This window comes from Dellaglioa sp. CoH-55-MRSF-6 (assembly GCF_056782215.1).
Map to the genome: position 1 here is coordinate 72,190 of NZ_JBXAYJ010000001.1, position 23,058 is coordinate 95,247.

At 33.3% G+C, this 23,058-nt stretch carries 24 protein-coding genes and 1 tRNA gene; 14 read left to right on the forward strand and 11 right to left on the reverse strand.

Going from position 1 to position 23,058, the window contains the following annotated elements:
- The 4 genes from recF to dnaA all read right to left on the reverse strand — a co-directional run bounded on the left by recF (position 1) and on the right by dnaA (position 4,344).
- Complete coding sequence (recF, locus tag AC1RPK_RS00345) at positions 1-1,134, reverse strand: DNA replication/repair protein RecF (RefSeq protein WP_409021849.1); 1,134 nt, start codon at positions 1,132-1,134, stop codon at positions 1-3.
- Between the two features lie 8 nt (positions 1,135-1,142).
- The gene (yaaA, locus tag AC1RPK_RS00350) at positions 1,143-1,370 is read right to left on the reverse strand and encodes a S4 domain-containing protein YaaA (protein WP_057974154.1); all 228 of its coding nucleotides are present in this window, start codon (positions 1,368-1,370) and stop codon (positions 1,143-1,145) included.
- A 311-nt stretch (positions 1,371-1,681) separates the two neighbouring features.
- Complete coding sequence (dnaN, locus tag AC1RPK_RS00355; protein ID WP_481761086.1) at positions 1,682-2,821, reverse strand: DNA polymerase III subunit beta; 1,140 nt, start codon at positions 2,819-2,821, stop codon at positions 1,682-1,684.
- A 170-nt stretch (positions 2,822-2,991) separates the two neighbouring features.
- Positions 2,992-4,344: a chromosomal replication initiator protein DnaA gene (gene dnaA, locus AC1RPK_RS00360; RefSeq protein ID WP_481761085.1), complete on the reverse strand. Its 1,353-nt coding sequence runs from the start codon at positions 4,342-4,344 to the stop codon at positions 2,992-2,994.
- Positions 4,345-4,854: 510 nt separating this feature from the next.
- Here dnaA and rpmH point away from each other — a divergent pair.
- From rpmH to AC1RPK_RS00380, 4 genes are all read left to right on the forward strand, one after another.
- Complete coding sequence (gene rpmH, locus AC1RPK_RS00365; protein WP_057974157.1) at positions 4,855-4,989, forward strand: 50S ribosomal protein L34; 135 nt, start codon at positions 4,855-4,857, stop codon at positions 4,987-4,989.
- Between the two features lie 64 nt (positions 4,990-5,053).
- The gene (rnpA, locus tag AC1RPK_RS00370; RefSeq protein ID WP_409021846.1) at positions 5,054-5,392 is read left to right on the forward strand and encodes a ribonuclease P protein component; all 339 of its coding nucleotides are present in this window, start codon (positions 5,054-5,056) and stop codon (positions 5,390-5,392) included.
- Between the two features lie 61 nt (positions 5,393-5,453).
- Positions 5,454-6,254: a membrane protein insertase YidC gene (yidC, locus tag AC1RPK_RS00375; protein WP_481762166.1), complete on the forward strand. Its 801-nt coding sequence runs from the start codon at positions 5,454-5,456 to the stop codon at positions 6,252-6,254.
- A gap of 86 nt (positions 6,255-6,340) precedes the next feature.
- Positions 6,341-6,538 (forward strand): PspC domain-containing protein, encoded by a 198-nt coding sequence (locus tag AC1RPK_RS00380; protein ID WP_409021843.1) that lies wholly within the window; start codon positions 6,341-6,343, stop codon positions 6,536-6,538.
- Between the two features lie 58 nt (positions 6,539-6,596).
- On the opposite strand, the gene AC1RPK_RS00385 is transcribed toward AC1RPK_RS00380, so the two are convergent.
- The gene (locus AC1RPK_RS00385; protein ID WP_481761083.1) at positions 6,597-7,451 is read right to left on the reverse strand and encodes an aldo/keto reductase; all 855 of its coding nucleotides are present in this window, start codon (positions 7,449-7,451) and stop codon (positions 6,597-6,599) included.
- A 168-nt stretch (positions 7,452-7,619) separates the two neighbouring features.
- On the opposite strand from AC1RPK_RS00385, the gene jag reads away from it, so the two are divergent.
- From jag to mnmG, 4 genes are all read left to right on the forward strand, one after another.
- A complete protein-coding gene (gene jag / locus AC1RPK_RS00390) occupies positions 7,620-8,345 on the forward strand; it encodes an RNA-binding cell elongation regulator Jag/EloR (protein ID WP_481761081.1) in 726 nt (241 codons plus the stop codon).
- Positions 8,346-8,371: 26 nt separating this feature from the next.
- Complete coding sequence (locus AC1RPK_RS00395; protein ID WP_481761080.1) at positions 8,372-8,824, forward strand: MarR family winged helix-turn-helix transcriptional regulator; 453 nt, start codon at positions 8,372-8,374, stop codon at positions 8,822-8,824.
- 207 nt (positions 8,825-9,031) lie between these two features.
- The gene (gene mnmE, locus AC1RPK_RS00400) at positions 9,032-10,420 is read left to right on the forward strand and encodes a tRNA uridine-5-carboxymethylaminomethyl(34) synthesis GTPase MnmE (protein WP_481761079.1); all 1,389 of its coding nucleotides are present in this window, start codon (positions 9,032-9,034) and stop codon (positions 10,418-10,420) included.
- 24 nt (positions 10,421-10,444) lie between these two features.
- A complete protein-coding gene (gene mnmG / locus AC1RPK_RS00405; protein ID WP_481761078.1) occupies positions 10,445-12,355 on the forward strand; it encodes a tRNA uridine-5-carboxymethylaminomethyl(34) synthesis enzyme MnmG in 1,911 nt (636 codons plus the stop codon).
- Between the two features lie 85 nt (positions 12,356-12,440).
- Here mnmG and AC1RPK_RS00410 read toward each other — a convergent pair whose 3' ends face one another.
- Together AC1RPK_RS00410 and AC1RPK_RS00415 are read right to left on the reverse strand one after the other, a co-directional pair.
- Positions 12,441-13,286: a DUF6574 domain-containing protein gene (locus tag AC1RPK_RS00410; protein ID WP_481761077.1), complete on the reverse strand. Its 846-nt coding sequence runs from the start codon at positions 13,284-13,286 to the stop codon at positions 12,441-12,443.
- A gap of 18 nt (positions 13,287-13,304) precedes the next feature.
- Positions 13,305-14,843 carry a zinc ribbon domain-containing protein gene (locus tag AC1RPK_RS00415; RefSeq protein WP_481761076.1) on the reverse strand — a complete coding sequence of 513 codons (1,539 nt, stop codon included), beginning with the start codon at positions 14,841-14,843 and terminating at the stop codon, positions 13,305-13,307.
- Positions 14,844-15,224: 381 nt separating this feature from the next.
- Between AC1RPK_RS00415 and AC1RPK_RS00420 the strand changes: the two genes are divergently transcribed.
- Entirely contained in the window at positions 15,225-15,536 is a 312-nt protein-coding gene (locus AC1RPK_RS00420; protein ID WP_481761075.1) for a helix-turn-helix domain-containing protein, read from the forward strand.
- Here the strand turns inward: AC1RPK_RS00420 and AC1RPK_RS00425 are convergent.
- Positions 15,531-15,752, reverse strand: a complete 222-nt coding sequence (locus tag AC1RPK_RS00425; protein WP_409021835.1) for a hypothetical protein — start codon at positions 15,750-15,752, stop codon at positions 15,531-15,533. The genes AC1RPK_RS00420 and AC1RPK_RS00425 overlap by 6 nt on opposite strands.
- A 211-nt stretch (positions 15,753-15,963) precedes the next feature.
- Complete coding sequence (locus AC1RPK_RS00430; RefSeq protein ID WP_481761074.1) at positions 15,964-16,974, reverse strand: YdcF family protein; 1,011 nt, start codon at positions 16,972-16,974, stop codon at positions 15,964-15,966.
- A gap of 169 nt (positions 16,975-17,143) precedes the next feature.
- On the opposite strand from AC1RPK_RS00430, the gene AC1RPK_RS00435 reads away from it, so the two are divergent.
- Both AC1RPK_RS00435 and AC1RPK_RS00440 read left to right on the forward strand, forming a co-directional pair.
- Positions 17,144-17,743 (forward strand): cadmium resistance transporter, encoded by a 600-nt coding sequence (locus tag AC1RPK_RS00435; protein ID WP_481761073.1) that lies wholly within the window; start codon positions 17,144-17,146, stop codon positions 17,741-17,743.
- Between the two features lie 10 nt (positions 17,744-17,753).
- On the forward strand, positions 17,754-18,074 hold the full coding sequence (locus AC1RPK_RS00440; RefSeq protein ID WP_481761072.1) for an ArsR/SmtB family transcription factor: 321 nt from the start codon (positions 17,754-17,756) through the stop codon (positions 18,072-18,074).
- 80 nt (positions 18,075-18,154) lie between these two features.
- Here the strand turns inward: AC1RPK_RS00440 and AC1RPK_RS00445 are convergent.
- Both AC1RPK_RS00445 and AC1RPK_RS00450 read right to left on the reverse strand, forming a co-directional pair.
- A tRNA-Ala gene (locus AC1RPK_RS00445) sits at positions 18,155-18,227 on the reverse strand.
- Between the two features lie 452 nt (positions 18,228-18,679).
- Positions 18,680-20,128: a C40 family peptidase gene (locus AC1RPK_RS00450; RefSeq protein ID WP_481761071.1), complete on the reverse strand. Its 1,449-nt coding sequence runs from the start codon at positions 20,126-20,128 to the stop codon at positions 18,680-18,682.
- A gap of 477 nt (positions 20,129-20,605) precedes the next feature.
- Between AC1RPK_RS00450 and lepB the strand changes: the two genes are divergently transcribed.
- From lepB to rsmG, 3 genes are all read left to right on the forward strand, one after another.
- Positions 20,606-21,208, forward strand: a complete 603-nt coding sequence (lepB, locus tag AC1RPK_RS00455; protein WP_481761070.1) for a signal peptidase I — start codon at positions 20,606-20,608, stop codon at positions 21,206-21,208.
- 49 nt (positions 21,209-21,257) lie between these two features.
- On the forward strand, positions 21,258-22,208 hold the full coding sequence (gene rihA, locus AC1RPK_RS00460; protein WP_481761069.1) for a pyrimidine-specific ribonucleoside hydrolase RihA: 951 nt from the start codon (positions 21,258-21,260) through the stop codon (positions 22,206-22,208).
- 99 nt (positions 22,209-22,307) lie between these two features.
- On the forward strand, positions 22,308-23,042 hold the full coding sequence (rsmG, locus tag AC1RPK_RS00465; protein ID WP_481761068.1) for a 16S rRNA (guanine(527)-N(7))-methyltransferase RsmG: 735 nt from the start codon (positions 22,308-22,310) through the stop codon (positions 23,040-23,042).
- Positions 23,043-23,058 lie beyond the last annotated feature (16 nt).

A 23,058-nucleotide genomic window follows, 5' to 3' on the forward strand; every position in this document is an offset into this window, starting at 1 on the left:
TCAGTCAACTATATGTTCCTCCTCTTCGAGTAAGTTACCTTGATTAATATGAAAAATCTTAGGTTCATTAATTAACGATCTAGCAATACCACTTAAGTTTGGTGTTGTTAAAAATGTTTGAACCTTATTTTGAATCGTCTTCAAAAGATGTGTTTGACGCATATCATCCAATTCAGAAAGAACATCATCCAAAAGAAGGACTGGATATTCCCCAGTTTCCTCTTTCATTAACTCAATTTCGGCTAATTTGACTGATAATGCTGTTGTTCTTTGTTGTCCTTGAGATCCATATGTTTGAACGTTTTTGCCGTTAATTAAAAAACGCACATCATCACGATGTGGCCCAGCTAAGGTTGTCCCTTGAAATATTTCTTTTTTTATTGATTTTTTTAAATCATTTTGTAATTGCGTATACAACTGTTCAATCGTTTTTTCTGACGCGTTTTCCAAATGAGTGGCATACTCAAATGTTAACGTTTCAGCGGACTGTGTAATCTCTTCTTGTAATTGGTTAGCCCAGAATTCAAGTTGTTTAAGAAATATTAAGCGTTGATGTACAATTTCTGCGCCAAAAGCAGCTAATTGATCAGATAATACATCTAAAAAAACTAAATCTTGGTCTTTTTTATGCTGTAACTGTTTTAGATATTGATTACGCTGTTTCAAAATAGTTCGGTATTGACCTAAATTATATAAATAACGTGCATTAATTTGGCCAAATTCCATATCAACAAATCTTCTTCTTACTGATGGGGCACCCTTTACAAGGGCTAAATCCTCTGGTGCAAACAAAATCACATTGAACTGTCCAATGTACTGTGACAATTTGGCCTGTTCAAGATGATTAACTTTAGCTTTTTTACCTTTAGAATTAATTTGAATCTCGAGTGGCAATGACCCTACTTGCTTATTCACCCGACCTTGGATTATCGCAGCTGTCTTATCCCACTTAATCAACTCTTTATCATTATTCGTTCTATGACTTCGAGTCATTGATAACACATAAATTGCTTCCAATAAATTCGTTTTACCCTGAGCATTTTCACCAAGTAATATATTGATTGCTGGTGAAAATGAGATATTTAAATCTTCATAGTTACGATAATCCCTCAAGGTTAAATTTTCTAGATACATTGATAAGCCTACTTTTCGTCCATTGAATGCATCGTAATAATTGCAATACCTGGAACTTCAATAACATCGCCAGGGTATAATTTACGTCCACGTCGGTCTTCTAATTCACCATTTACAAGGACTTCATTTTCACGTAAAAACCATTTTGCTTCGCCACCAGAATTAATAATTGTTTCTGATTTCAAAACTTGTTGTAGCATCATGTAAGGTGTTTCTAAATAAATATCTGATTTCAATTGTCGTCAACCTCCATTTTCTTCCTTTTCTATTATACCTTTTTTTTCGCAAAATTACAATTTCACATCTCATTTTAAGCCGATTTAAGCGATTTAAGTTTTAATTAGTCTTTTTACTCTAAAATTACTTAAAAGGCTATATTTTTAATTAAATGACTACAATTCACTATTGCCTTATTTTTTTAGTCAAAATCAAACCATAAAATTCATTTCTCACTTTTAATATAATTTACCTAAAAAAATAGAGTAAAAACAGTTTTATTGGCTGCTTTTACTCTATTTTTATTAGTTATTCATACACGAACAATTAATTAGAATGTTCGAACTGGTGTAATTAATTGAATAAATTGCGTTGTATCTTCAGTTGGGACTAAGGTAAATGGTCGTAATGGTTGTGTAAACGCAACTTTAATTTCAGTTTGTCCAAATGATCTTAAAGCATCTTTCATATAGTCTGGATTAAATGAAATTTCAAGATCATTTCCTGATAAATTGCTAAATTCTAATGCTTCCTCAACATTACCAACATCAGGCGAGTTACTATAAATGACAACTTTTTGTTCTGCCGTATTAATCGCTAGTTTAACAACGTTATTACGGCTTTCATGTGATAGTAATGACGCACGTTCAATTGCTGATAATAATTTAGGCGCATTAAACTCAATGTCTGTAGCTGATTCTTTAGGAATTAGACGAGTTGTATCAGGATAATTTCCTTCTAATAAACGTGAATAAAATGAGGTATTTCCAAGAATAAAGAGTACTTGGTTTTCTGAAATACGCATTTCAATATCTGGATTAGAATCGTCAATCATTCGTGATAATTCTACTAAAGATTTACCAGGAATAATAACATCATATTTTGCATCGTTTGCGCCTTCCAATGTAATTTTACGTTGGCTCAAACGATGACTATCTGTTGCGACTGCTAAAAACTCACCATTTTCAATGACAAAGTGAACACCAGTTAAAATAGGGCGACTTTCTTGGTTAGAAACGGCAATAACAGTTTGGCTAATAATTTGTTTTAAGATTGATCCCGAAAAAATTAAATTATCATCAGTATCAATTTCTGGTAAGTGAGGATAGTTATTTGCATCTAACCCATTAATATTGAATGAGGCTGATCCAGAAGTAATCTCAGTTTGATAACCATCAGTCACTGTTAATGAAAAAGTATCTTGCGGTAATTTTTTAACAATTTCGCTAAAGAATCGTGCAGGTAGCACAATTTCACCAGTTGATTCAATTGTTAAGTTATTAGATTCATCTTCAACAGATAAAAAAGTTTCAATAGAAACATCTGCATCACTACCTGTTAAAAGTAAACCAGAAGCAGTTAAGACAACTTTGATACCCGTTAATATAGGAATTGTTGTTTTTGAAGAAATAGCTCTTTGAACATCTGTTAATTGTTTAATGAATGCTGATCGATTAATTGTAAATTCCATAGTAAATCCTCCGGTAAGTTTAGTTATTAATTAAGTAATAAAAGAATAGAAGCAGTAGTAGGGCCTGTTAATCATGTTAAGAAATACGTTGGGACCATGTAAATAAAAGAATTCACATGTGGATAACCTGTGAGTAAACAAGCCGCCTTATCCACAATTGCCCACAACTATTATTGGTTAAGTTCACTCTTAAGATCTGAAATTTGACGCTGAAGTTTGTCATCAGTTTCTAACATTACAGCAATTTTTTCGTGAGCATGAATAACCGTTGTATGATCCTTACCACCAAATTCAGATCCAATCTTAGGTAAGGAATTGTCGGTAAGTTCGCGACTTAAGTACATAGCAATTTGACGTGGCATAACAATTGCTTTAACACGTTTTTTTCCTTTTAAATCGCCCACAGTAACGTGGAAATATTTAGCAACCCGATCTTGAACAATAGCAATTGAAATTTCATTTGATTTATCTTTTAAACTTAAGTTTTTTAAGGCATCGGCGGCTAAACTCGTTGTTATTTCTGAGTTTGATAAGGTCGCGTACGCTTGTACTCTAACCAAAGCGCCTTCAAGTTCACGAATATTCGAATCGATTTGGCCAGCAATATAACTTAATGTATCATCTGGTATTTCAAGATTTTCAGCATCAGATTTATTTCTTAAAATAGCAATTCTAGTTTCTAAATCAGGAGGGGTTATATCAACTGAAAGACCCCATTTAAAGCGAGATATAAGACGTTTTTGTAATTTTGGTATTTCGTTTGGTAAACGATCAGATGATAAGACAATTTGTTTTTTATCATCATATAAAGAGTTAAATGTATGGAAAAATTCTTCTTGTGTTGATTCTTTATCGGCAAAAAATTGAATATCATCCACCAGTAAGAGATCAACACTACGATATTCTTTTCGGAAATCTTCGGGCGTATTATTTCGAAGTGAGTTAATGAAGCCGTTAGTAAATGCTTCACTTGTAACGTATTTTACTTTTGCATCAGGATTGTTTAGAAGCATTTGGTGACCAATTGCGTGCATTAAATGGGTTTTACCCAAACCAACACCACCATAGAAAAAGAGCGGGTTGTACAAGCGGCCAGGTTCTTCAGAAACAACCAAAGCAGCAGCGTGGGCCATCTGATTACCTTTTCCAGTAACGAAGGTACTAAAGGTATATCTATCGTTTAATTTGGCATCACGCATAAAGGTAGGGACATTATCGTTATTAGAGTTTGAACTATTTGATACTGCCATATTTGATTGGCCGCCCGCGGTTAATTCACCCTTTATTTTTAAAACGGGATTGATTTCTTCACCAGTTGATTCGTAAAGAAACGCAACAACTTTTGGTGCTAGATGTTGTATCCAGTAAGTTTTATGTAGCTGGGAGGGTAGCTCAATAATAAGGTCGTTATTAATAAATTGTTTTGGTTCAGCTGATGAAATCCAAGTTTCGTAACTAACAGGGTTGAGTTGCGTTTTGAAATAATCAGTCAGTGAGGACCATAAATTTTCGAGAGTAAGCACAAAAAGCCTCCTTGTTTAAATAAATCGTAACTACAGTTTAGCATTTTAAAGAAGGGTTTTCCACAGGTTTAAAAAAATGTGTAAAAAATAATAACAGGGTCATTAATAAGTTTTCCACAGGGGTGGGCATAAAAAGATAAACCAGTTTTGTTTGCCATGTTATCCACAAATGAGTGATTGAAATAAAGTATGTTATTAAAGGATTTTCATTAGTTATTAACAGTTTTTAGTTAAGGGTGTGTATAACTTATTAACAGGCTGTTTATTGTGAAAAAGTGTGTGTTCCGAGTTGTGGACGACAAGATGTGTTTCACAACTCATCCACAACTAAAAAATAAATAGCGAAAAAGTGTGGATAACTAAATTACATTGAATTCTAATAATTTTCTTTCATAGAAGAAAGAAGTATGGTATTATATTCCGGTAAGTGAAATTGACGTCACTGGTATCTTATTTTTATCAAGATACCGATTAGTTGAAACATTAAGTATTTAAGGAGGTGCCTAAATTATGAAAAGAACATACCAACCTAAAAAACGTCACCGTGAACGCGTGCATGGTTTCCGTAAACGCATGAGTACAAAAGGCGGCCGTAACGTCTTAGCACGTAGACGCCGTAAAGGTAGAAAAGTATTGTCTGCATAGACCACTGATTTCAGTGGTTTTTTTTATTACAAAGATACAGTATCTATTTAACTGGAGATATTACATGAGAAAATCATATCGCGTTAAAAAAGAAGCAGAGTTCCAAACAGTTTTTAAAAAAGGTCAATCTTGTGCGAACCGAAAGTATGTTATATATATGATGGAAAAACCAGAACAAGCTCATTTTAGAGTTGGAATTTCAGTTGGAAAACGTATTGGGAATGCTGTTGCTCGTAATTGGGTTAAACGCCGTATTCGTCAATCGTTGTTAGAATTGAAACCAGATCTTAAACAAGATTGCGATTTTTTGGTTATTGCTAGACCATCTGTTGCTTGGTTGTCGCAAGAGGAATCCAAGAAACAATTAACACATGTTTTAAAAATAGCTAAAATTTTAGACTAATAAAGTGAGCGAGGGTATTCTTGTGAAAAAGAAGAGTAAGCGATTTTTAGTCCTATTAAGTATGTTGGGGTTAATGTTAGTCCTAGCGGGATGTAGTACAACACCAATAACGGAAAATAGTACAGGAATTTGGGATGGCGGTATCATCCTCAGTTTCTCTAGGGCTATTATTTTCCTTTCAAAATTATTTGGTGGGAACTATGGTGTTGGTATTATCATCTTTACCATAATCATTAGGGTTATTTTATTACCATTAATGATTTATCAAACAAAAAGTATGCGTAAAACAGCTGAAGTTCAACCTCAATTGAAGGCACTTCAAGCTAAGCATTCTGGTAAAGATGCTGCAACTGTTCAAAAATTACGTGAAGAACAACAGAAATTATATGCAGAAGCAGGCATTAATCCTGTTGCTGGATGTTTACCATTATTAGTACAGATGCCGATTTTATTAGCTCTTTATCAAGCTATTTTGAGAACGAACGTTTTGAAGACGGGTGAATTTTTATGGTTACAGCTTGGTGATAAAGATCCGTACTTCATCTTACCAATTTTTGCTGCAATCTTAACTTACTTTGTTTCTAAGTTGGGTGTTATGTCCCAACCTGAAGCAAACTCAATGTCAACGATGATGGTTTATGGTACACCAATAATGATTCTTGTGACAGCTGTTAACTTACCATCAGCCTTGTCATTATATTGGGTTATTACCAATGCATTCTCAGTTGGACAAACATTGTTAATTAATAATCCATTTAAAATTACACGTGAACGTGAAGAAAAAGTACGTCTTGAAAAAGAAAAAGTACAGGCTATTAAAAAAGCGAAAAAGAAAGCTTATAAGGGCCGTAACAAAAAGTAATTTTTGAAAACCAAAGTCCATTTAGTGGCTTTGGTTTTTTATTTTGGATATAATTACATAAAAGGTTAACAAGAGGAGGATTAAAATTGAGAAAATTAACAAAATCTAATAATAGAATTATTGCTGGTGTTGTCGGTGGTATTGCTGAATTTTTTAACTGGGACCCAACATTAACAAGAATAGGGTACGTTCTTTTAAGTGTCCTGAGTGCAGCATTCCCTGGTATTATTGTTTACATCATATGTGCAATAGTCATGCCAAATGCATCATCAAACTATAGATAACTAAAAATGCGTAACCAGAATATATCTGGTTACGCATTTTTGTTTCACGTGAAACATTTTAGAAAGTTGCTGTATCTGGATCTTGAGCATGACCAACAACACCATCTAGAGAGTTGATTTCTGCCATGTCTTCATCAGATAATTCAAAATCAAATAAATGAGTATTTTCTTCAATTCTGTCAGCATGAACAGATTTGGGAAGTGGTAAGAATCCATTTTGTAATGACCAACGTAAGGTAACTTGTGCAACACTGCGACCAATACGATTAGCAATTTTAACCATTGTTGGTTCCGTAAAGATAGCACCAGTTCCTAATGGGCTATAAGCTTCTAATTGAATATTATGCTTGTGACAATAATCAATTGTCTCTTTGGGAGTATCACCAGGAGCTAATCTAATTTGATTAATCATTGGTGTAATTGTTTGTGTTTCTTCCAAAATTTTAAAATGACGAGGACGGAAGTTAGAAACACCAATGGCTTTAATTTTACCTTCATTATAAAGATCTTCAAATGCACGCCATGTTTCTTGAAGATGACTTTCCCAATTATCTTCACGATAAGCAGCAGGATTTGGCCAGTGAATCAAGAATAAATCAAGGTAATCAACACCTAAATCTTTTAATGTTCGTGCAAATGCTGTTTGTGTTTCATCGTACGTATGAGCTGTATTAGCTAATTTACTTGTTAAAAAGATATCTTCACGAGCAACACCGCTTTCGGCAATACCTTCTCCAACACTACTTTCATTGTGGTACATTTCAGCAGTATCTAAATGTATGTAACCAGAAGCTAATGCTGATTTTACAGATGCTTTAGCAACATCACCACTTGGTGTTTGCCAAGTACCAAAACCAACAACAGGAATTTTGACACCATTTGCTAATTCATATGTGTCTGTTAATTTATTCATAGAATTAATCCTCCGAGTTTTTATATTTAGTATTTTCATTATAGGCTGAGTCCTATAGATTTTGTCAAATGAAAGAACTTTTCAAAAAAATCGTTCTGAAAAAGGGTATAGATAAGGGGTCAATTAGTGCTATAATATAACGATGATAATTATATTTGGAGGATGAACATGCCCATATTTACTGGAAAAAATGTTGATCAAGCTGTGAGTAACGGTTTGGCTGCATTAAAGCTTGAAAAAACACAGATTGAAATTAAAATAATCAATGAAGGTAAGTCTGGATTTTTATTTTTTGGCCGCAAAAAGGCAGAAGTTGAATTAATTGAAAAAAAAATAACAGAAAAACCAGTAAGCAAGAAAATTATTGATGAAAAAAAAGATAGTGTTACATCAAAGCCTCTAACAGCAGCAGAAAAAGCTGCTAGAAGTCAACTTAATGAAAAAGCAGTTCATGATGTTGGTTATTATTTGGCCGACATTACAGAATTAATGGGTATTGATACAGAAATTAATGTTCAATTTGAGCGCCGTCAGGTAACATATGATTTTAATACGAGTAAACAAGGATTATTAATTGGTAAACACGGTAAAAGTTTAAATGCTTTGCAATATTTAGCACAAGTTAATATGAATCAAAAAGCAGTTAGCAGAATGAATGTTATTCTAGATGTTGGTGGCTACCGTAAACGTCGCGAAGAAACGATTGAGCGCCTTGCAATTAAAGTGGCCAAGGATGTTATTAGAACGGGTGAGACGGTACAATTAGACCCGATGCCTGCTAACGAACGTAAGCAAATTCATTTTTATTTAGCACGAAATAACCGAATCAAAACAACATCGATTGGAACAGAACCTAAGCGCTCAGTAATTGTAGCGCCTAAAAATAAAAAATAGTCAGTAATAGAAGGGAGTCCCCACCCATGGCTTTAAAACATGATCCAGAAAAATTAGAAGATGAACTATGTTTTGCTATTTACACAGCACAAAAAGATTACAATAAATTTTATACAGAATCACTGAAGGAATTTAGCTTAACGTATCCGCAATATATTACGTTACTTTCATTGTGGGAAACGTCACCTGTTATGGTGAAGGAACTTGGTGCGAAGTTACATCTAGATAACGGAACATTAACACCACTTTTAAAACGTATGGAAAAGGATGATTGGATTCTTCGGACTAGAGATCCTGAGGATGAACGCCGTGTGAATGTCTCATTGACTGGAAAAGCTAAAAGAAGTAAACATAGAATTATGAAACAAATGTCGAATTGTTTTACTTCATTTGATATGACTGAAGAAGAATATCTTGGTTATGTTAATGAATTAAAAGTGATTACTAATAAATTAGAAAATCGCGGTATTCGTGGTTAGTGAATTAGAATCATCAAACAGACTTGTTGACAAATGTCGGTAAAAAAAGTATATTATTGGCATTGAACTTAATATTAGATAAAGTAGTGAAGGTGCTTTATCCACGTCCTTTTAGGGCGTGGAGTGGGCCCTTTTTTTGTTTGAAAAAATTTAAAGAATATGATTAATTAACTGCTAATAGAGCACTTGAAGGGAGTATTTAAAGATATGCCAGAATTAACAGAATTTGATACAATTGCCGCTATATCAACACCACCTGGTGAAGGTGCCATTTCAATTGTTCGATTAAGTGGTGAGGATGCCGTTCAAATTGCTAATAATGTATTTAAAGGGAAAAATTTAGGTAACGTTGATAGTCATACCATTAACTACGGACATATTTTAAATCCTAAAACGGATGAAGAAGTCGATGAGGTCATGGTCTCAGTTATGTTAGCACCTAAAACATTTACACGTGAAGATGTGATTGAAATTAACTGTCATGGTGGTATTGTACCAACGAATCAAATTTTACAATTATTATTAAGTAATGGGGCACGCTTAGCTGAACCTGGTGAATTTACAAAACGAGCATTCTTAAATGGTCGAATTGATTTATCTCAAGCTGAGGCTGTTATGGATTTAATTCGTGCTAAAACAGATCGCTCAATGAAAGTTGCACTAAATCAGTTAGATGGTAATTTAGCACGTCTAATCCGCAATTTACGTAAAGATATCGTAGATGTTTTGGCATTAGTTGAAGTTAATATTGATTATCCAGAATACGATGCTGGTGAAGAAATGACGACTAAATTATTGCTTGAAAAAGCACGTGATGTTAAGCAATATGTTCAAGAATTACTACAAACAGCGCAACAAGGTAAAGTATTACGTGAAGGATTAGCTACTGCCATAATTGGTCGACCTAATGTTGGTAAATCAAGTCTTTTGAATCACTTATTACATGAAGATAAAGCCATTGTAACTGATGTTGCTGGAACAACGCGTGATGTGATTGAAGAATACGTTAACGTTATGGGTGTACCTTTGAAATTGGTAGACACTGCCGGTATTCGTGATACAGAAGATAAGGTTGAAAAAATTGGGGTTGAACGTTCGAAAGAAGCGATTGTTCAAGCTGATTTAGTCATGCTTGTTTTGAATAGCAATGAACCTTTGTCTGCTGAAGATAAGCAGCTCATTAAATTAACACAGAATGATAAACGAATTGTTATCTTAAATAAAACAGATTTACCAGAAAATCTAGATCGTAAAGAATTAGAAAGTATGGTTGATCCAACGGAAATTATTTCTATTTCTGTCTTAAATCATGAAGGTGTGAAGCAACTTGAAGAAAAAATTGCTAACTTATTCTTTGGTGGAATTGAAAATAGCCAAACAACAGTTATGATTACTAATTCTCGTCATATTGGCTTGTTAAATCAAGCTGAGACTGCTTTAGATGATGTGATCACTGGGATTGCTTCCGGTATGCCAATCGATTTAGTTCAAATTGACATGACTAGAAGTTGGGAATTACTTGGTGAAATCACTGGTGATAGCTACAAAGATGAATTACTCACAGAATTATTTAGTCAATTCTGTTTAGGTAAATAATTGTTAGTAAATAGGAGAATATAAATGGACATTAAAACTTATGACGGCCCAGATTATGATGTAATTGTGGTTGGTGCTGGACATGCTGGTTCAGAAGCAGCACTCGCTGCTGCACGAATGGGTAATAAAACATTACTTATCACAATTAGTTTAGACATGGTTGCTTTTATGCCATGTAATCCTTCAATTGGTGGTCCAGCTAAAGGAATTGTTGTACGTGAAATTGATGCCTTAGGTGGCGAAATGGGTCGTAACATCGATAAAACTTATGTACAAATGCGTATGTTAAATACTGGTAAAGGTCCAGCTGTTAGAGCATTACGGGCACAAGCTGATAAACATCTTTATTCAAGTGAAATGAAACATACAATGGAAAAAGAAGAAAACCTAACGTTACGTCAAGGAACAGTCGATAGTTTAATTGTTGAAGATGGCGAATGTCATGGTGTTGTAACAAATACTGGGGCAAAATACCGTTCTAAAAGTGTTGTTTTAACAGTTGGAACGGCTGCTCGCGGTAAGATTATTATTGGCGAATTGAGTTATTCATCAGGTCCTAATAATTCACAACCTGCAATTAAATTATCTGAAAATCTTGAAGCTCTTGGATTTGATTTAGAACGTTTTAAAACTGGAACACCACCTCGTGTTGATGGGAATACAATTGATTACAGTGTGACTGATGAACAACCAGGGGATGTTGAACCTAACCACTTTAGTTTTGAAACACCTGATGAAGATTATATTGATGTTAAAAATCAATTATCTTGTTGGTTAACGTATACCAACTTGAAAACGCATGAGATTATTAATGCTAACCTTGATCGTGCACCTATGTTCTCAGGAATTATTAAAGGTGTGGGTCCACGTTACTGTCCATCTATTGAAGATAAAATTGTTCGTTTCTCTGATAAACCTCGTCATCAGCTCTTCTTAGAACCAGAAGGCCGTTCAACGGACGAATTTTACGTTCAGGGCCTTTCTACGTCAATGCCGGAAGAAGTCCAACAAGATATTATTCATTCAATTAAGGGCCTTGAAAACGCTGAATTAATGCGTCCGGGTTATGCGATTGAATATGATGTCGTGGCTCCTTATCAATTACGACCAACGCTTGAAACTAAATTAGTGAAGAATTTATATACCGCTGGTCAAACAAACGGGACTTCTGGATATGAAGAAGCTGCTGGACAAGGAATAATGGCAGGAATTAACGCTGGGTTACGTGCTTTAGGCCGCGAAGATTTTACGTTAAATCGAAGTGACGCTTATATCGGTGTTATGATTGATGATTTAGTAACAAAAGGGACAAACGAACCTTATCGTCTATTAACATCTCGTGCTGAATATCGCTTAATCTTACGTCATGATAACGCTGATTTACGTTTAACTGAAAAAGGATATGATATTGGTTTAATTTCTGAAAAGAGATTAGCTATTTTTAAAGCTAAAAAAGCTGAAATTGAAGCCGAAAAAGCTAGATTACAATCATTCCGTATTAAACCTACTGAAGATGTGAATGCATTCTTAGCAGAACATAATAGTGCCGCTTTGAAAGATGGCGTGTTGGCTAATGAATTTTTACGTCGCCCTGAGGTAACTTACGCAGACATTGAGAAGTTTATTCCAGGTCCTGACCATGAATTAGACCATAGAATTATTGAACAAGTAGAAATCCAATTTAAGTACGAAGGCTATATTAAAAAAGCACAAGAAAAAGTTGCGAAGTTAAAACGTATGGAAGCTAAAAAAATTCCAACAAATATTGATTACGATTCTATTGAAGGAATTGCGACGGAAGCGCGTCAAAAATTCATTAAGATTCAACCAGAAACATTAGCTCAAGCTAGTCGTATTAGTGGTGTGAATCCTGCTGATTTATCAATTCTTGCTGTTTATATTGAACAGGGTAAGATTGCTAAAGTTAATAATTAATAGTACAGAAATGCAGAAAAGGCACCAATCAAGTATACTTGATTGGTGCCTTTTTAACTTTTTATAATTAGGTTAAGCAATAAACTTAAAATCCAGCTGCAGAGATGATTGAAGCTATGTTGGCTGCTAAACTGACAGCAAATACTGACATAACAATCATGAAAACTAAAGCTAATAGAAGTTGTCCAATGACAACGCCGTAAAGTTTATCTATTTTAAGTGGATTTGTATCAATAATCATCGATAAAATGAAAGCAATACTCATGATAAGGGCCATTAAAGCATACATGAATACAGCAAGGCCTCTCATTCCAAGTAGCATGAAAAGCATACTAAGGACAGCTAATACAAGATTGATCATGAGGTAGTGTGTAAAGCGATTTGTAAATGAAAGTAAGGTATCACTCTTATCGCCTAAAACAACATTACGAACAAAAAATCCAATTAGTATGTAAAAGGCAAAAGCTAGTAGTGTTAAGAAAAATAATTTTGCGTAGACACTACTGTCAATTGTTGGCGCATAGGTACTTTGAGTGTTAAAGAGTCCTGAAAATAGACTTGAATTAACAGATTTAGCAACATTATCCATTATTAATTTTACAAAAATATCATTAAATATGGCGAATAAAATAATTGTCGTAAAGCCGAAATATTTATGACCATTTTCTAAAATTGTGGGATGTTTAATGGCATTTAAGAAATAAGACCAATAATTTGATGCGAATGTTTTAGCTTGTTCAATATTCTCATTTTGAGCTTTAGTATCTTGTTGTTGCGTGTATTGTTGTTGGAATTTTGTTGGTTCTTGTACGTTTTGTGATTGTGTTGCGGCCGTTTCTTGGGCTGGTTTAATGGAAAAGGCAAATCCACAGTTTGTACAAAATTTTACATTTTCTGGTTGTTGTGAACTACAGTTTGGGCATGTTTTCATGATTATTTCCTCCAAAGTTTAGTTGTCTTCAATTTTTTCACTAATTTTTTTAGCGGGTGTAATTGACTTGATTAAGAAGTCATCGTTATTAGAATAATTAACTTTAGCAGTATATCTAAATACTTGTGTTTTAGTTGAATAATTATCGTCACTATCAGTGAAATCGAACGTATAAGTAACATCATAAGCGACATCAAATTTATTTTTATCTGTCGGTGTTACTGATAATACTTTAGCGTCATAAGAGACACTACTGATTGCATCATCATCATGATAATTTTTAGCAATAGTCACCCATGCCTTGGCATCTGCATTGCTTGAGCCATTAACAAAGAAACTGCCTATTGAGCCATAACTATCATTTGAATCCTCATTAGAGTCATCACCATCGATAGTGTAGTCATCAATTTGGGTAAATAAATTGTCTATATAACTTTCTGCATCATCTAGAGTTAACATATTAGGAAAATTAATATTGAATAAATTGCTACTAGAACTATCTTGAAAGCCATTTTCATCTGTATTATTTAAAGTTACGTCGTTATCATCATCGCTACCTGAAATTTGGTATTCACTGGTAACGAGAGTGTTGTCTCCGACCTTTTCTTTAAGCTGCAATCGATTGTTTCCAGAAGAGGCAATAGGGCCAATTGTTGCAGAACCATCATCATCAGTTGTACCAACTTTTTTAGAATTAACATAGATATCAGCATTTGCGATACTTTTAATTCTAAAAGTAAGTGTACTTAAATCTAAATTGACGTTAGAAGTTGAACTAGTGAGCGTCTCAGTCGATTTATTATTTAGTTTAGTACCATCAATAGAGCCAGCTGCTTCTATTGTGTAGTTACCGGGAACTAGATTTGAGATTGTTTTACTGTAATTATCAGAGTCAGCTGTAGCAACTTTTTTATCATTCATCTTGATAACAGCCCCAGAGCTATTCGTTGATAAGTTAACGGAAACGGTTGAAAAGTCAGCCGTATATTTAGGGAATAATAACCAATGTTTACCATTTTCTTTTAAATGAAAATGTGTTGAAGTGCTTGCTCCATTGGTTAATTCGTTTTTAAAAGTTTTAAGAGAGTCTGTACTACCCCATGCATCTGATGCAGGTTTCATAGACTCATCAGTAATTTTTAATGCCGTATCCGATGTTGAAAAATAAGCTTCCATGTTTTTATCGGTTTTTAATGCATCTGTAATTCGTTCAATTTGATTTTCTTTTGAGTAATATTTTGTTCCAGCATAGTAGCCAACAACAATAATAAGAGCGATAATACCAATCAAAATTCTGATGAATTTTGTTTTACCTGAGATGGGTAATTTAGGATTTGCAGTTCGTGTTTGTGTAGGTGGCATTTGTTGTTGTGTTGGTTGAACCGGCGTAACAGGTTGCTGTGACGCAACTGAATTAACACGTAAATCAAAATTACAATTAGGACAGAAATTACCATCCTTAGGAACTTCACTTCCACAATTAGGACAGAATTTTTTTGTCGTACTCCCAGATAAATCATCTGAAGGCGCATAATAGATTTGTTCTTTTTTAATCATTGGATCTCCTTTTTAACTACCTTAATAATATGATTAACTTTGACTACTTAACTAAAAGTTACCAAATCTAGTGTATACATAGCGAGTTTTAGTTTATAAAATAATGGCTAACTCAATCGCATAAAATAGGATTTTAATCATTGGTACTTATGTATTTTTTTAGGTTGTTAGATGCAGAATTAGTAATACCCCCCGTGGCCTCCTTAGATTTAAATTACTAAATCAACGAATAAAGACAAACCTTAAACGAAACTTAAGTTATTTTATCAGCTTAAAAGGTTTTTGTATATATATATATATTAAAAAAAGATAAGCTATAATCTGTTTGATTGTTTTAAAAACCTTTACCATAAAGAGAACCTTTCTGATTAGGAGTTTAATATGCTTAAAAAAATAGGAATTTTAATTCGTGCTAAACGAAAATTATTGAATATGACCATTGAGCAACTGGCTGAAAAATCAAAATCTTCTGTTAGTTTAATTTCTTTGATAGAGCGAGGTAAGTTAGATAATATTAAAATAAAAAAATTATCAGATATTGCTGAAGCGCTGGATATGACGTTAGCTGACTTCTTTACTAATCAAAATTTAAAAGGTGTTGCAACGCTGGATTTGATTAATTATCTTGCTTCTTTACCCAAAGAAAAAAGAGAAGCGACAGCTGAATTATTGCTTAAAGTAATCCGTTTATAAATGATTATCATTAATGATTGACCATGCTATTTCTTCAATAGTGTGGTCAATTTTTTGTGCTTGATAGGCTGAGACTAAATCAATTTGTTTGGTAGGTAAATCTAAAGTTAAAATATCAAAATTGTGAAAATCAATCCTATGGTTACTAAAGTCATAAATTAAAAATTTTAAATCTTGTAATACCTTCAAATTATCGTGTATATCTATCCCATTCATAAATAAAATCTCCCTTACTAAAAAACTGTATAAAAAAAGCATTAGCTTTTATTAGCTAATGCTTAGATTACAACAAAAATAGTTAATTTATAAGACTGATATTAATAAAAATTAATTCTAACGATAGTACTGAGTTTTGTCAATATGACATAAATTAAAGGTTTATCCTTTTAAGTAGATTAATTAATTTAAGTAAGTATTGAAGTAATAATTATTTAAAAAGCTGTTGAAAAATAGACAGTAAAAGGAGCAACAAAATAACTATAAAATGACGATTTTTATGAAGCATTATGATAGCAATGAATTCACGCAAGAACGCATTAGGTAAAAAATACCATGGCGTTTTCCCGCCAATGCCTTGAGCATTTACACCAACCATTCGTGCAAATATTGCAGCACGAAAGATATGGTAGTTATTTGAACTGAATAAAATATGATCCCCTCTATGATCAAGATCAATTATTTTTTTTGAGAAACGCATATTTTCAAAAGTCGTTGTTGATTTGTCTTCTAGTAATGTAAATTCTTCTGGATAACCACTGTCGATGGCCCATTTTTGCATTGCCTGTGCTTCTGAAATAGACTCATCATTACCTTGCCCACCTGAAAAAATAATAATCGGGCGTTTACCGCCTAATAGTATTTGTTTGTCCGCAAAATTGGTAGCACGTTTGATTCTGTTGGCAAGTAGTTTACTAACTTTATAACCGTTGATTAAACCTGCACCTAGTACAATGATGTAGTCTTGATCATATTTTGGACGTCGTAAGCTATATAAAATACTAACAGACAAGAAATTTAAAAAAGCGAACATAAGATATAAGCCAGTCAACGAAGCAAAATTAAATGGTAATTGAAGATACCAAGGCCACGTACTGATTAAAGGTGTCACAAACCAGCGAATGATAAGAACAATAGCAAGTAGTAGTCCAAGCATGTTAGCTAATGAATAACTTTCACGTTTAAAGACTAGTCCAGTATTAATTAATAAAAATGGAATAGTTGCAATTGAAAGTAATATCAAACCTATAGCGCCAACAATGATAATAAAAACAGCGCTATTTTTCATAAAATTGATAGGGGAAGTAGCGAGTACACCTATTAAAGAAATGACAAATATATTGAACAGAAATCCATTAATTAATTGACGTGGTTCTTTGTGAAAGCTGATATACCAAATAGCTAACAATAAAATAGGTAGTAACAGTATTAGATAGTCCATATGAATTCCTCCGAAGTAATAGATAATAAACTAATTCTAGCATATTTTTGAATAAATAAGGTACTAATAAATTTATATTTAACCGTTTACATGGACGTTAACATATGATATATTATTCACATGAACAAAATATCATATGAATAATATATCATATAGAGGAGATGCTATAATGGTCACACTATTAGGTTCAACTGTACTCGCATTCATTTCAACAAATATCGATTATCTTTTAATTCTAATTATTATTTTTGCTAAGTATAAAAATAAACATGAAGAAAAATTAATATTTATAGGAGAGCTACTTGGTAGTGGGACGCTTATAGCAGTTAGTTTGATTGCTGCCTTTTGGTTAAAACTGATTCCTGAAGAATGGATCTTAGGATTTTTGGGACTTATTCCGATTATAATGGGTATAAAAATGTATTTTAGTGATGAAGATGAGGGTAATGAGGTCCGGGAGAAATTAGGAAAACCGGGTCAAGGCATAATTTTAAATGTAATTATGATTACTATTGCAACTTGTGGACCAGATAATCTTGCTATCTACGTCCCATTTTTCACGACATTATCTATTAGGGATGTACCTATTGTACTGATGCTATTTTTTATATTCTTATGTATCATTACATGGTTGAGTAAAATGATTACTAATTTACCTAAAATCCAAGAATTTTTTCAAAATTTTGGTAATTTAATCACTCTAATTGTTTATGTTTTCTTAGGTCTATATATATTATTAGAAAGTGGTACTATTCAGCACTTTATGTAGGAGGAAAATAATGCAACCGTACAATGAAATTCCAAAAAGTGAACTTGATGAATCAATTATGATAACTAAGCTATTGAATAATCGAATAAGATTACAATTAATCTATTTATTGGAACAACATGAATATAATGTAACTGAATTATCAAAGATACTTAATGTTGAACAAACAAACTTATCTCATCAATTAAGTTTATTAAAAACGCATCAAATAATTAGTCAGAGACGAGAAGGAAAGTTAATGTACTATCAAATTGACGATCCGCATATTATTGAAACTATGACAGCGCTGTTGCAACATGCAAAACACGTTGCAAATGGAAAACCTTATTAAATAGAAACGTAAGAAAAAGAGATTAACTTCAAATTGAAGTTAATCTCTTTTTTGATTTTTAAAATCTGTAGTGGTTACTATGGACCCTAACGGATTTGAACCGTCGACCTTCTACTTGCGGAGCAGACGCTCTCCCAACTGAGCTAAGGGCCCGAATAGCTTTATAATACACCAAATAGCCAAAATTAAAAGAAAAAGTTAGTTTTGCTTCTATGTATTTATGCCATTTTAAAATGTTTCACATGAAACATTTTAAAATGAGTAACGATTTTTAAAGATAAAAGGTTTCAAATATCACTTGTTAATAGTAGGGTAAAAAGCATTAAATACCAGTTTTTGATTAATGATGAATAAGCCGAAGAGTATAAGATTTTTGTTTTTAAATAGCAGACATAATCTTATGATGGCGTGATGTGAAGATATTTCCAAACATTAATAATTATTCGATTAATACTCTTTTAGAAGGAACAAATAATAAAATTCAGATTTCTAACGGACTTATTTCCAATCTTAGCAACTTTTATAGATTCCGAACCAGAATACTTTATATATTAAAATCCATAAAAAAAGGTCCCACTCACTTAGTGAGTGGGACCTTCATAATATTATTTATTAACAGTACCAGCAAATGAAGCAGGGTAATATGCTAATGCACCAATTTTAACATTTTGACCAGGTTCTGGAGCAGCGATATATTGGCCACCACCTAAGTAAATACCAACATGGTATGTAGAACCTTGAGCTCCCCAGAATAATAAATCTCCAGGTTGAGCAGCAGCAGTTGATTTCTTAGAAACATTTGATTCTTGTCCAATAGTATTACGGTTTAAGTTAATACCAACTTTTGCGAATACATATTGTGTGAATCCTGAACAATCAAAACCAGAAGGAGTTGATCCACCCCAAACATAAGGAGTACCTATGTATGCTTTAGCAACAGAGATAACTTTGCTTGCTGAGTAGCTTGCTGTTTGTGTTGTAGAGCTTGCAGCAGCAGTATTAGCTGTTGAAGTAGTATTAGAACTTGCAGCAGCAGTATTAGTTGTTGAAGTAGTATTAGAACTTGCAGCAGCAGTATTAGTTGTTGAAGTAGTATTAGAACTTGCAACAGCAGTGTTAGCTGTTGAAGCAGTATTAGAACTTGTAGCAGCCTTAGGTGTTGAAGTAGCATTAGAAGTTACAGCAGCTTTAGGTGTTGTTGTAGCTTTTGCAGGTGTAACAACTTTTTCAGCAGTTGTAGAAGCTACTTTAGCCATTGAACCTGTTAAGTTTAATGTTTGGCCAGGGTTAATCATTGAATTAGAAGATAAACCATTAGCATCACATAGTGCTGAGATAGTAATACCGTTTGATTGAGCGATTGACCATAATGAATCGCCGTTTTTAACAGTAACAGTCTTATTATTTGTAGTAGATGCTGCTTTAGGTGTAGCTGTTTCTACTTTAGGAGTTGCAGTAACTGATTTAGCAGCACTTACTTCTGCTTTAGGAGTTGTAGCAACTGGTTTAGCAGTACTTGTTTCTACTTTAACAGTTTTAGCTGGTGTTACTTTAGCGGGAGTAACAGTAGTACTTGCAGCTACCGCTTTTGAACCAGTTAATGTTAAATTTTGACCGGGTAAGATAAGTGCTGAGTTATCAGCAAATCCATTAGCCGAACGAAGTGCTGAGATTGAAATGCCATTTTCTTTAGCGATTGACCATAATGAATCACCATTTTTAACAGTAACGGATGTTTTATTTACTGAAGTATTAGTAGTAACGATAGTACTTGTTTTAGCTGAAGTACTTTTTTGTGTTGAGCTTGCTTTAGCGTTGCTATCCTTTTCAGGAATATTTAATGATTGACCACTTACAATAATATGAGAATTTGCGTCAATATTGTTTAAAGTTTCGATTGTTTTGATTGAAACGCCATACTTCTGAGAAAAAGCCCAAACAGTATCGTTTGTTTGAACTTTAACTGTTGCTGCATCAGCAGTTGCGTTAGATGCAAGAAGGAGGCCAGCGGTACCAACTGTACCGAGTAATAATGATTTAAGTGTGTTATTCAAGTTGAGTCACATCTACTTTCTTATTTTATTGGATTTATACTACAGTAACTATTGTAACCGGTTAGTGTTGCAATCAAATACAAAAACTATTACAACTTAGCATGATTTTGTAATATATACTAAGTAATGTTTATATATCAATGATAATGATGATTTATGTATTTAACTTATAATTTATTTAATTTAGTAAATCCCATGTGCAATAATGGTTTAGAACACTTTCAATATATTTTAAATTAAAATATATTGCCCCCCGATGTTACAAAGATATTACAGAAACCTTATGTTTCTATACTACTAGAACTAATTAAAACTATACCAGTCGTTTTACATGGTTGCAAATGAAATTTTAAGTTTTAATAGAAAGGGATTTCATTGTCTGGTATCATTTGAATTATTGGATATTGAAAGTCCTTAAATAGTTGGCGTATAATTAACTAAATAAGGGGATAAAAAATATAATGATTAGGTGGAAATATGAAAAGAATAGTTAAAGAAATAATGAGTTGGATTATACCGATTGCAATCGGTTTAATAATCGCGATGCTTTTAAAAACATTTGTTGTCACAATGGTACGTGTTGATGGGCCATCGATGCAACCTAACTTAGTTAATAATGAGCATGTTGCTGTTGTTAAAGTTATTGATATTAAGCGCTTTAGTACTGTTGTTTTTGATGCATACGGCGTAGATCCTGATGCAACTGAGGGTCAAGAGTATGTTAAACGTGTTATTGGAATGCCTGGTGATACAGTAGAATTTAAAAATGATCATGTCTATGTTAATGGTAAAGAAATTGAAGAACCTTATATTTCAACTTATCAAAAAACAGTAGGGACAAGGGTTCAGAACATAAATGCTAAAAACTGGACATTCAAGTCATTGGCTGTAGATAATCAATGGGCTAAAGATACTTCAGCTATCAGAGTACCTTCAGATAAATATTTTGTTCTAGGAGATCATCGTTCAGTATCTAATGATAGTCGTTACTGGGGGTTCGTTGATAAGTCGAAAATTCAAGGTGTTGTAAAAGTACCATTCTGGAATTTTAATAAGGCTGATCATAAATATATTTATTAATTGCATTAAAAATGCAGAAAAATAATTCGATTGAAGAGGAGATTTTATTATGACAAAAACACCAATTATTTTAGATTGTGATCCAGGACATGATGACGCATTAGCGTTAATGATGATTATTGCTTCACCAGAATTTGATTTACGTGCGGTGACAACATCCGCTGGAAATCAAACACCTGATAAAACATTTGATAACGCTTGTCGACTACTAACATTGATGGAACGGACAGATGTTCCAGTTGCTAGTGGAAATAAAAAACCTTTACTACAAGAATTAATGATTGCCGATGCCGTTCATGGAGATACTGGTGTTGATGGAACAGAGTTACCTAAATCTGAAATTCCAGCAACTAATTTAACAGCAATTGAGTTAATTGCAGAAACATTATCTAAAAGTGCTGAAAAAGTTACAATGGTTGTCACGGGCCCAATGACGAATATGGCACTATTTTTAGCTGTCTATCCTGAATTAAAAAATAAAATTGAAAAAATTGTCTTTATGGGTGGCTCAACGGATGTTGGAAATGTTAAACCTGGTTCAGAATTTAATATTGCCGTGGACCCAGAGTCAGCAAAAATGGTTTTAAATGACTCTATTCCAATGGTTATGGCTGGATTAAACTTAACTCATCAAGCACAAATTTTAGATTCTGAAATTGAAGAAATTGGTAAGATTAATAATAAAGTAGCGCAATCAGCCTACGGGTTATTGAAATTTTATGGTATTTACTATGGTCAAGAAAAATGGGGATTCGACGGTATTCCATTACATGACCCTTGTACAATTGCTTGGATGTTACATCCTGAATTATTCACAAGTGAAAAGTACCATGTTGATGTTGAGGTGAATGGTGATCTTACTAAAGGTGAGACAATCGTTGATAAATTTGATTTATTGGGATTAGAAAAAAATACAGAAGTCTTACTATCAATTGACCGTGCAAAATTTGTCGAATTATTAATTTCAAAACTTAAAAAATTTGATAAATTAGTAGGATAGAGAATCTTACAGTTGGCTTGTATTTCTGGCCTAAATACGTTAAAGTTAAACAGGACGTGAAACATCGTTTTGTTTCACAAATAACGGAGGGCCAGTCATATGAATCCAGAAGAATTTCGTCAAGCATTAGCTGAAAAAGACATTAATTTAACAGACAGACAAATGGCACAATTTGAAACATACTATGAATTTTTAGTAATGACAAATGAAAACCTTAATCTGACTGCTATTACAGAAAAATCAGACGTTTATTTGAAACATTTTTATGATTCTTTAACGCCTGCTTTTTATTCAAAAGAAATACAAAGCGAGCCCTTATCTATTTGTGACGTCGGCGCAGGTGCCGGCTTCCCTTCAATTCCACTGAAGATTGCTTTTCCGCAATTAACGGTGACTATTGTTGATTCGTTGAATAAACGTATCAACTTTTTAAATGAATTGGCGGACAAATTAGATATTACAGGGGTTGCTTTTTTTCATAATCGTGCTGAAGAATTTGCAGGTAAAAAAAGTTTATATAGAGAACAATATGATATCGTGACAGCTCGTGCTGTTGCAAGATTGAGCGTACTATCTGAATTGTGCTTACCTTTAGTTAAATTAAATGGTCAATTTATCGCTCTCAAAGCTCAAAAAATGGACGAAGAATTAGTCGATGCCGAATATGCTATCAAGCTTTTAGGTGGTCAAGTTGTGGCTAATCATGAATTTACTTTACCAATTTCAGATGACGAACGTCATCTATTAGTCGTTGATAAAGTCAAATTAAGTCCTAAAAAATACCCTAGAAAAGCGGGTGTACCTGGACGTACCCCACTTGTAAATAAGATATAGTCAGGAGGTCGTCGGA

Excerpts from the sequence above, each read along its gene's own strand:
- mnmG (WP_481761078.1), top strand. The coding sequence starts at position 10,445 with ATGGACATTAAAACTTATGACGGCCCAGATTATGATGTAATTGTGGTT.
- AC1RPK_RS00415 (WP_481761076.1), bottom strand. The coding sequence starts at position 14,843 with ATGATTAAAAAAGAACAAATCTATTATGCGCCTTCAGATGATTTATCT.
- AC1RPK_RS00430 (WP_481761074.1), bottom strand. The coding sequence starts at position 16,974 with ATGGACTATCTAATACTGTTACTACCTATTTTATTGTTAGCTATTTGG.
- AC1RPK_RS00395 (WP_481761080.1), top strand. The coding sequence starts at position 8,372 with ATGGCTTTAAAACATGATCCAGAAAAATTAGAAGATGAACTATGTTTT.
- recF (WP_409021849.1), bottom strand. The coding sequence starts at position 1,134 with ATGTATCTAGAAAATTTAACCTTGAGGGATTATCGTAACTATGAAGAT.
- lepB (WP_481761070.1), top strand. The coding sequence starts at position 20,606 with ATGAAAAGAATAGTTAAAGAAATAATGAGTTGGATTATACCGATTGCA.
- jag (WP_481761081.1), top strand. The coding sequence starts at position 7,620 with ATGCCCATATTTACTGGAAAAAATGTTGATCAAGCTGTGAGTAACGGT.
- rpmH (WP_057974157.1), top strand. The coding sequence starts at position 4,855 with ATGAAAAGAACATACCAACCTAAAAAACGTCACCGTGAACGCGTGCAT.
- AC1RPK_RS00440 (WP_481761072.1), top strand. The coding sequence starts at position 17,754 with ATGCAACCGTACAATGAAATTCCAAAAAGTGAACTTGATGAATCAATT.
- AC1RPK_RS00420 (WP_481761075.1), top strand. The coding sequence starts at position 15,225 with ATGCTTAAAAAAATAGGAATTTTAATTCGTGCTAAACGAAAATTATTG.
- dnaN (WP_481761086.1), bottom strand. The coding sequence starts at position 2,821 with ATGGAATTTACAATTAATCGATCAGCATTCATTAAACAATTAACAGAT.
- yidC (WP_481762166.1), top strand. The coding sequence starts at position 5,454 with ATGTTGGGGTTAATGTTAGTCCTAGCGGGATGTAGTACAACACCAATA.
- AC1RPK_RS00425 (WP_409021835.1), bottom strand. The coding sequence starts at position 15,752 with ATGAATGGGATAGATATACACGATAATTTGAAGGTATTACAAGATTTA.
- AC1RPK_RS00435 (WP_481761073.1), top strand. The coding sequence starts at position 17,144 with ATGGTCACACTATTAGGTTCAACTGTACTCGCATTCATTTCAACAAAT.
- AC1RPK_RS00410 (WP_481761077.1), bottom strand. The coding sequence starts at position 13,286 with ATGAAAACATGCCCAAACTGTAGTTCACAACAACCAGAAAATGTAAAA.
- rnpA (WP_409021846.1), top strand. The coding sequence starts at position 5,054 with ATGAGAAAATCATATCGCGTTAAAAAAGAAGCAGAGTTCCAAACAGTT.
- rihA (WP_481761069.1), top strand. The coding sequence starts at position 21,258 with ATGACAAAAACACCAATTATTTTAGATTGTGATCCAGGACATGATGAC.
- mnmE (WP_481761079.1), top strand. The coding sequence starts at position 9,032 with ATGCCAGAATTAACAGAATTTGATACAATTGCCGCTATATCAACACCA.
- rsmG (WP_481761068.1), top strand. The coding sequence starts at position 22,308 with ATGAATCCAGAAGAATTTCGTCAAGCATTAGCTGAAAAAGACATTAAT.
- AC1RPK_RS00385 (WP_481761083.1), bottom strand. The coding sequence starts at position 7,451 with ATGAATAAATTAACAGACACATATGAATTAGCAAATGGTGTCAAAATT.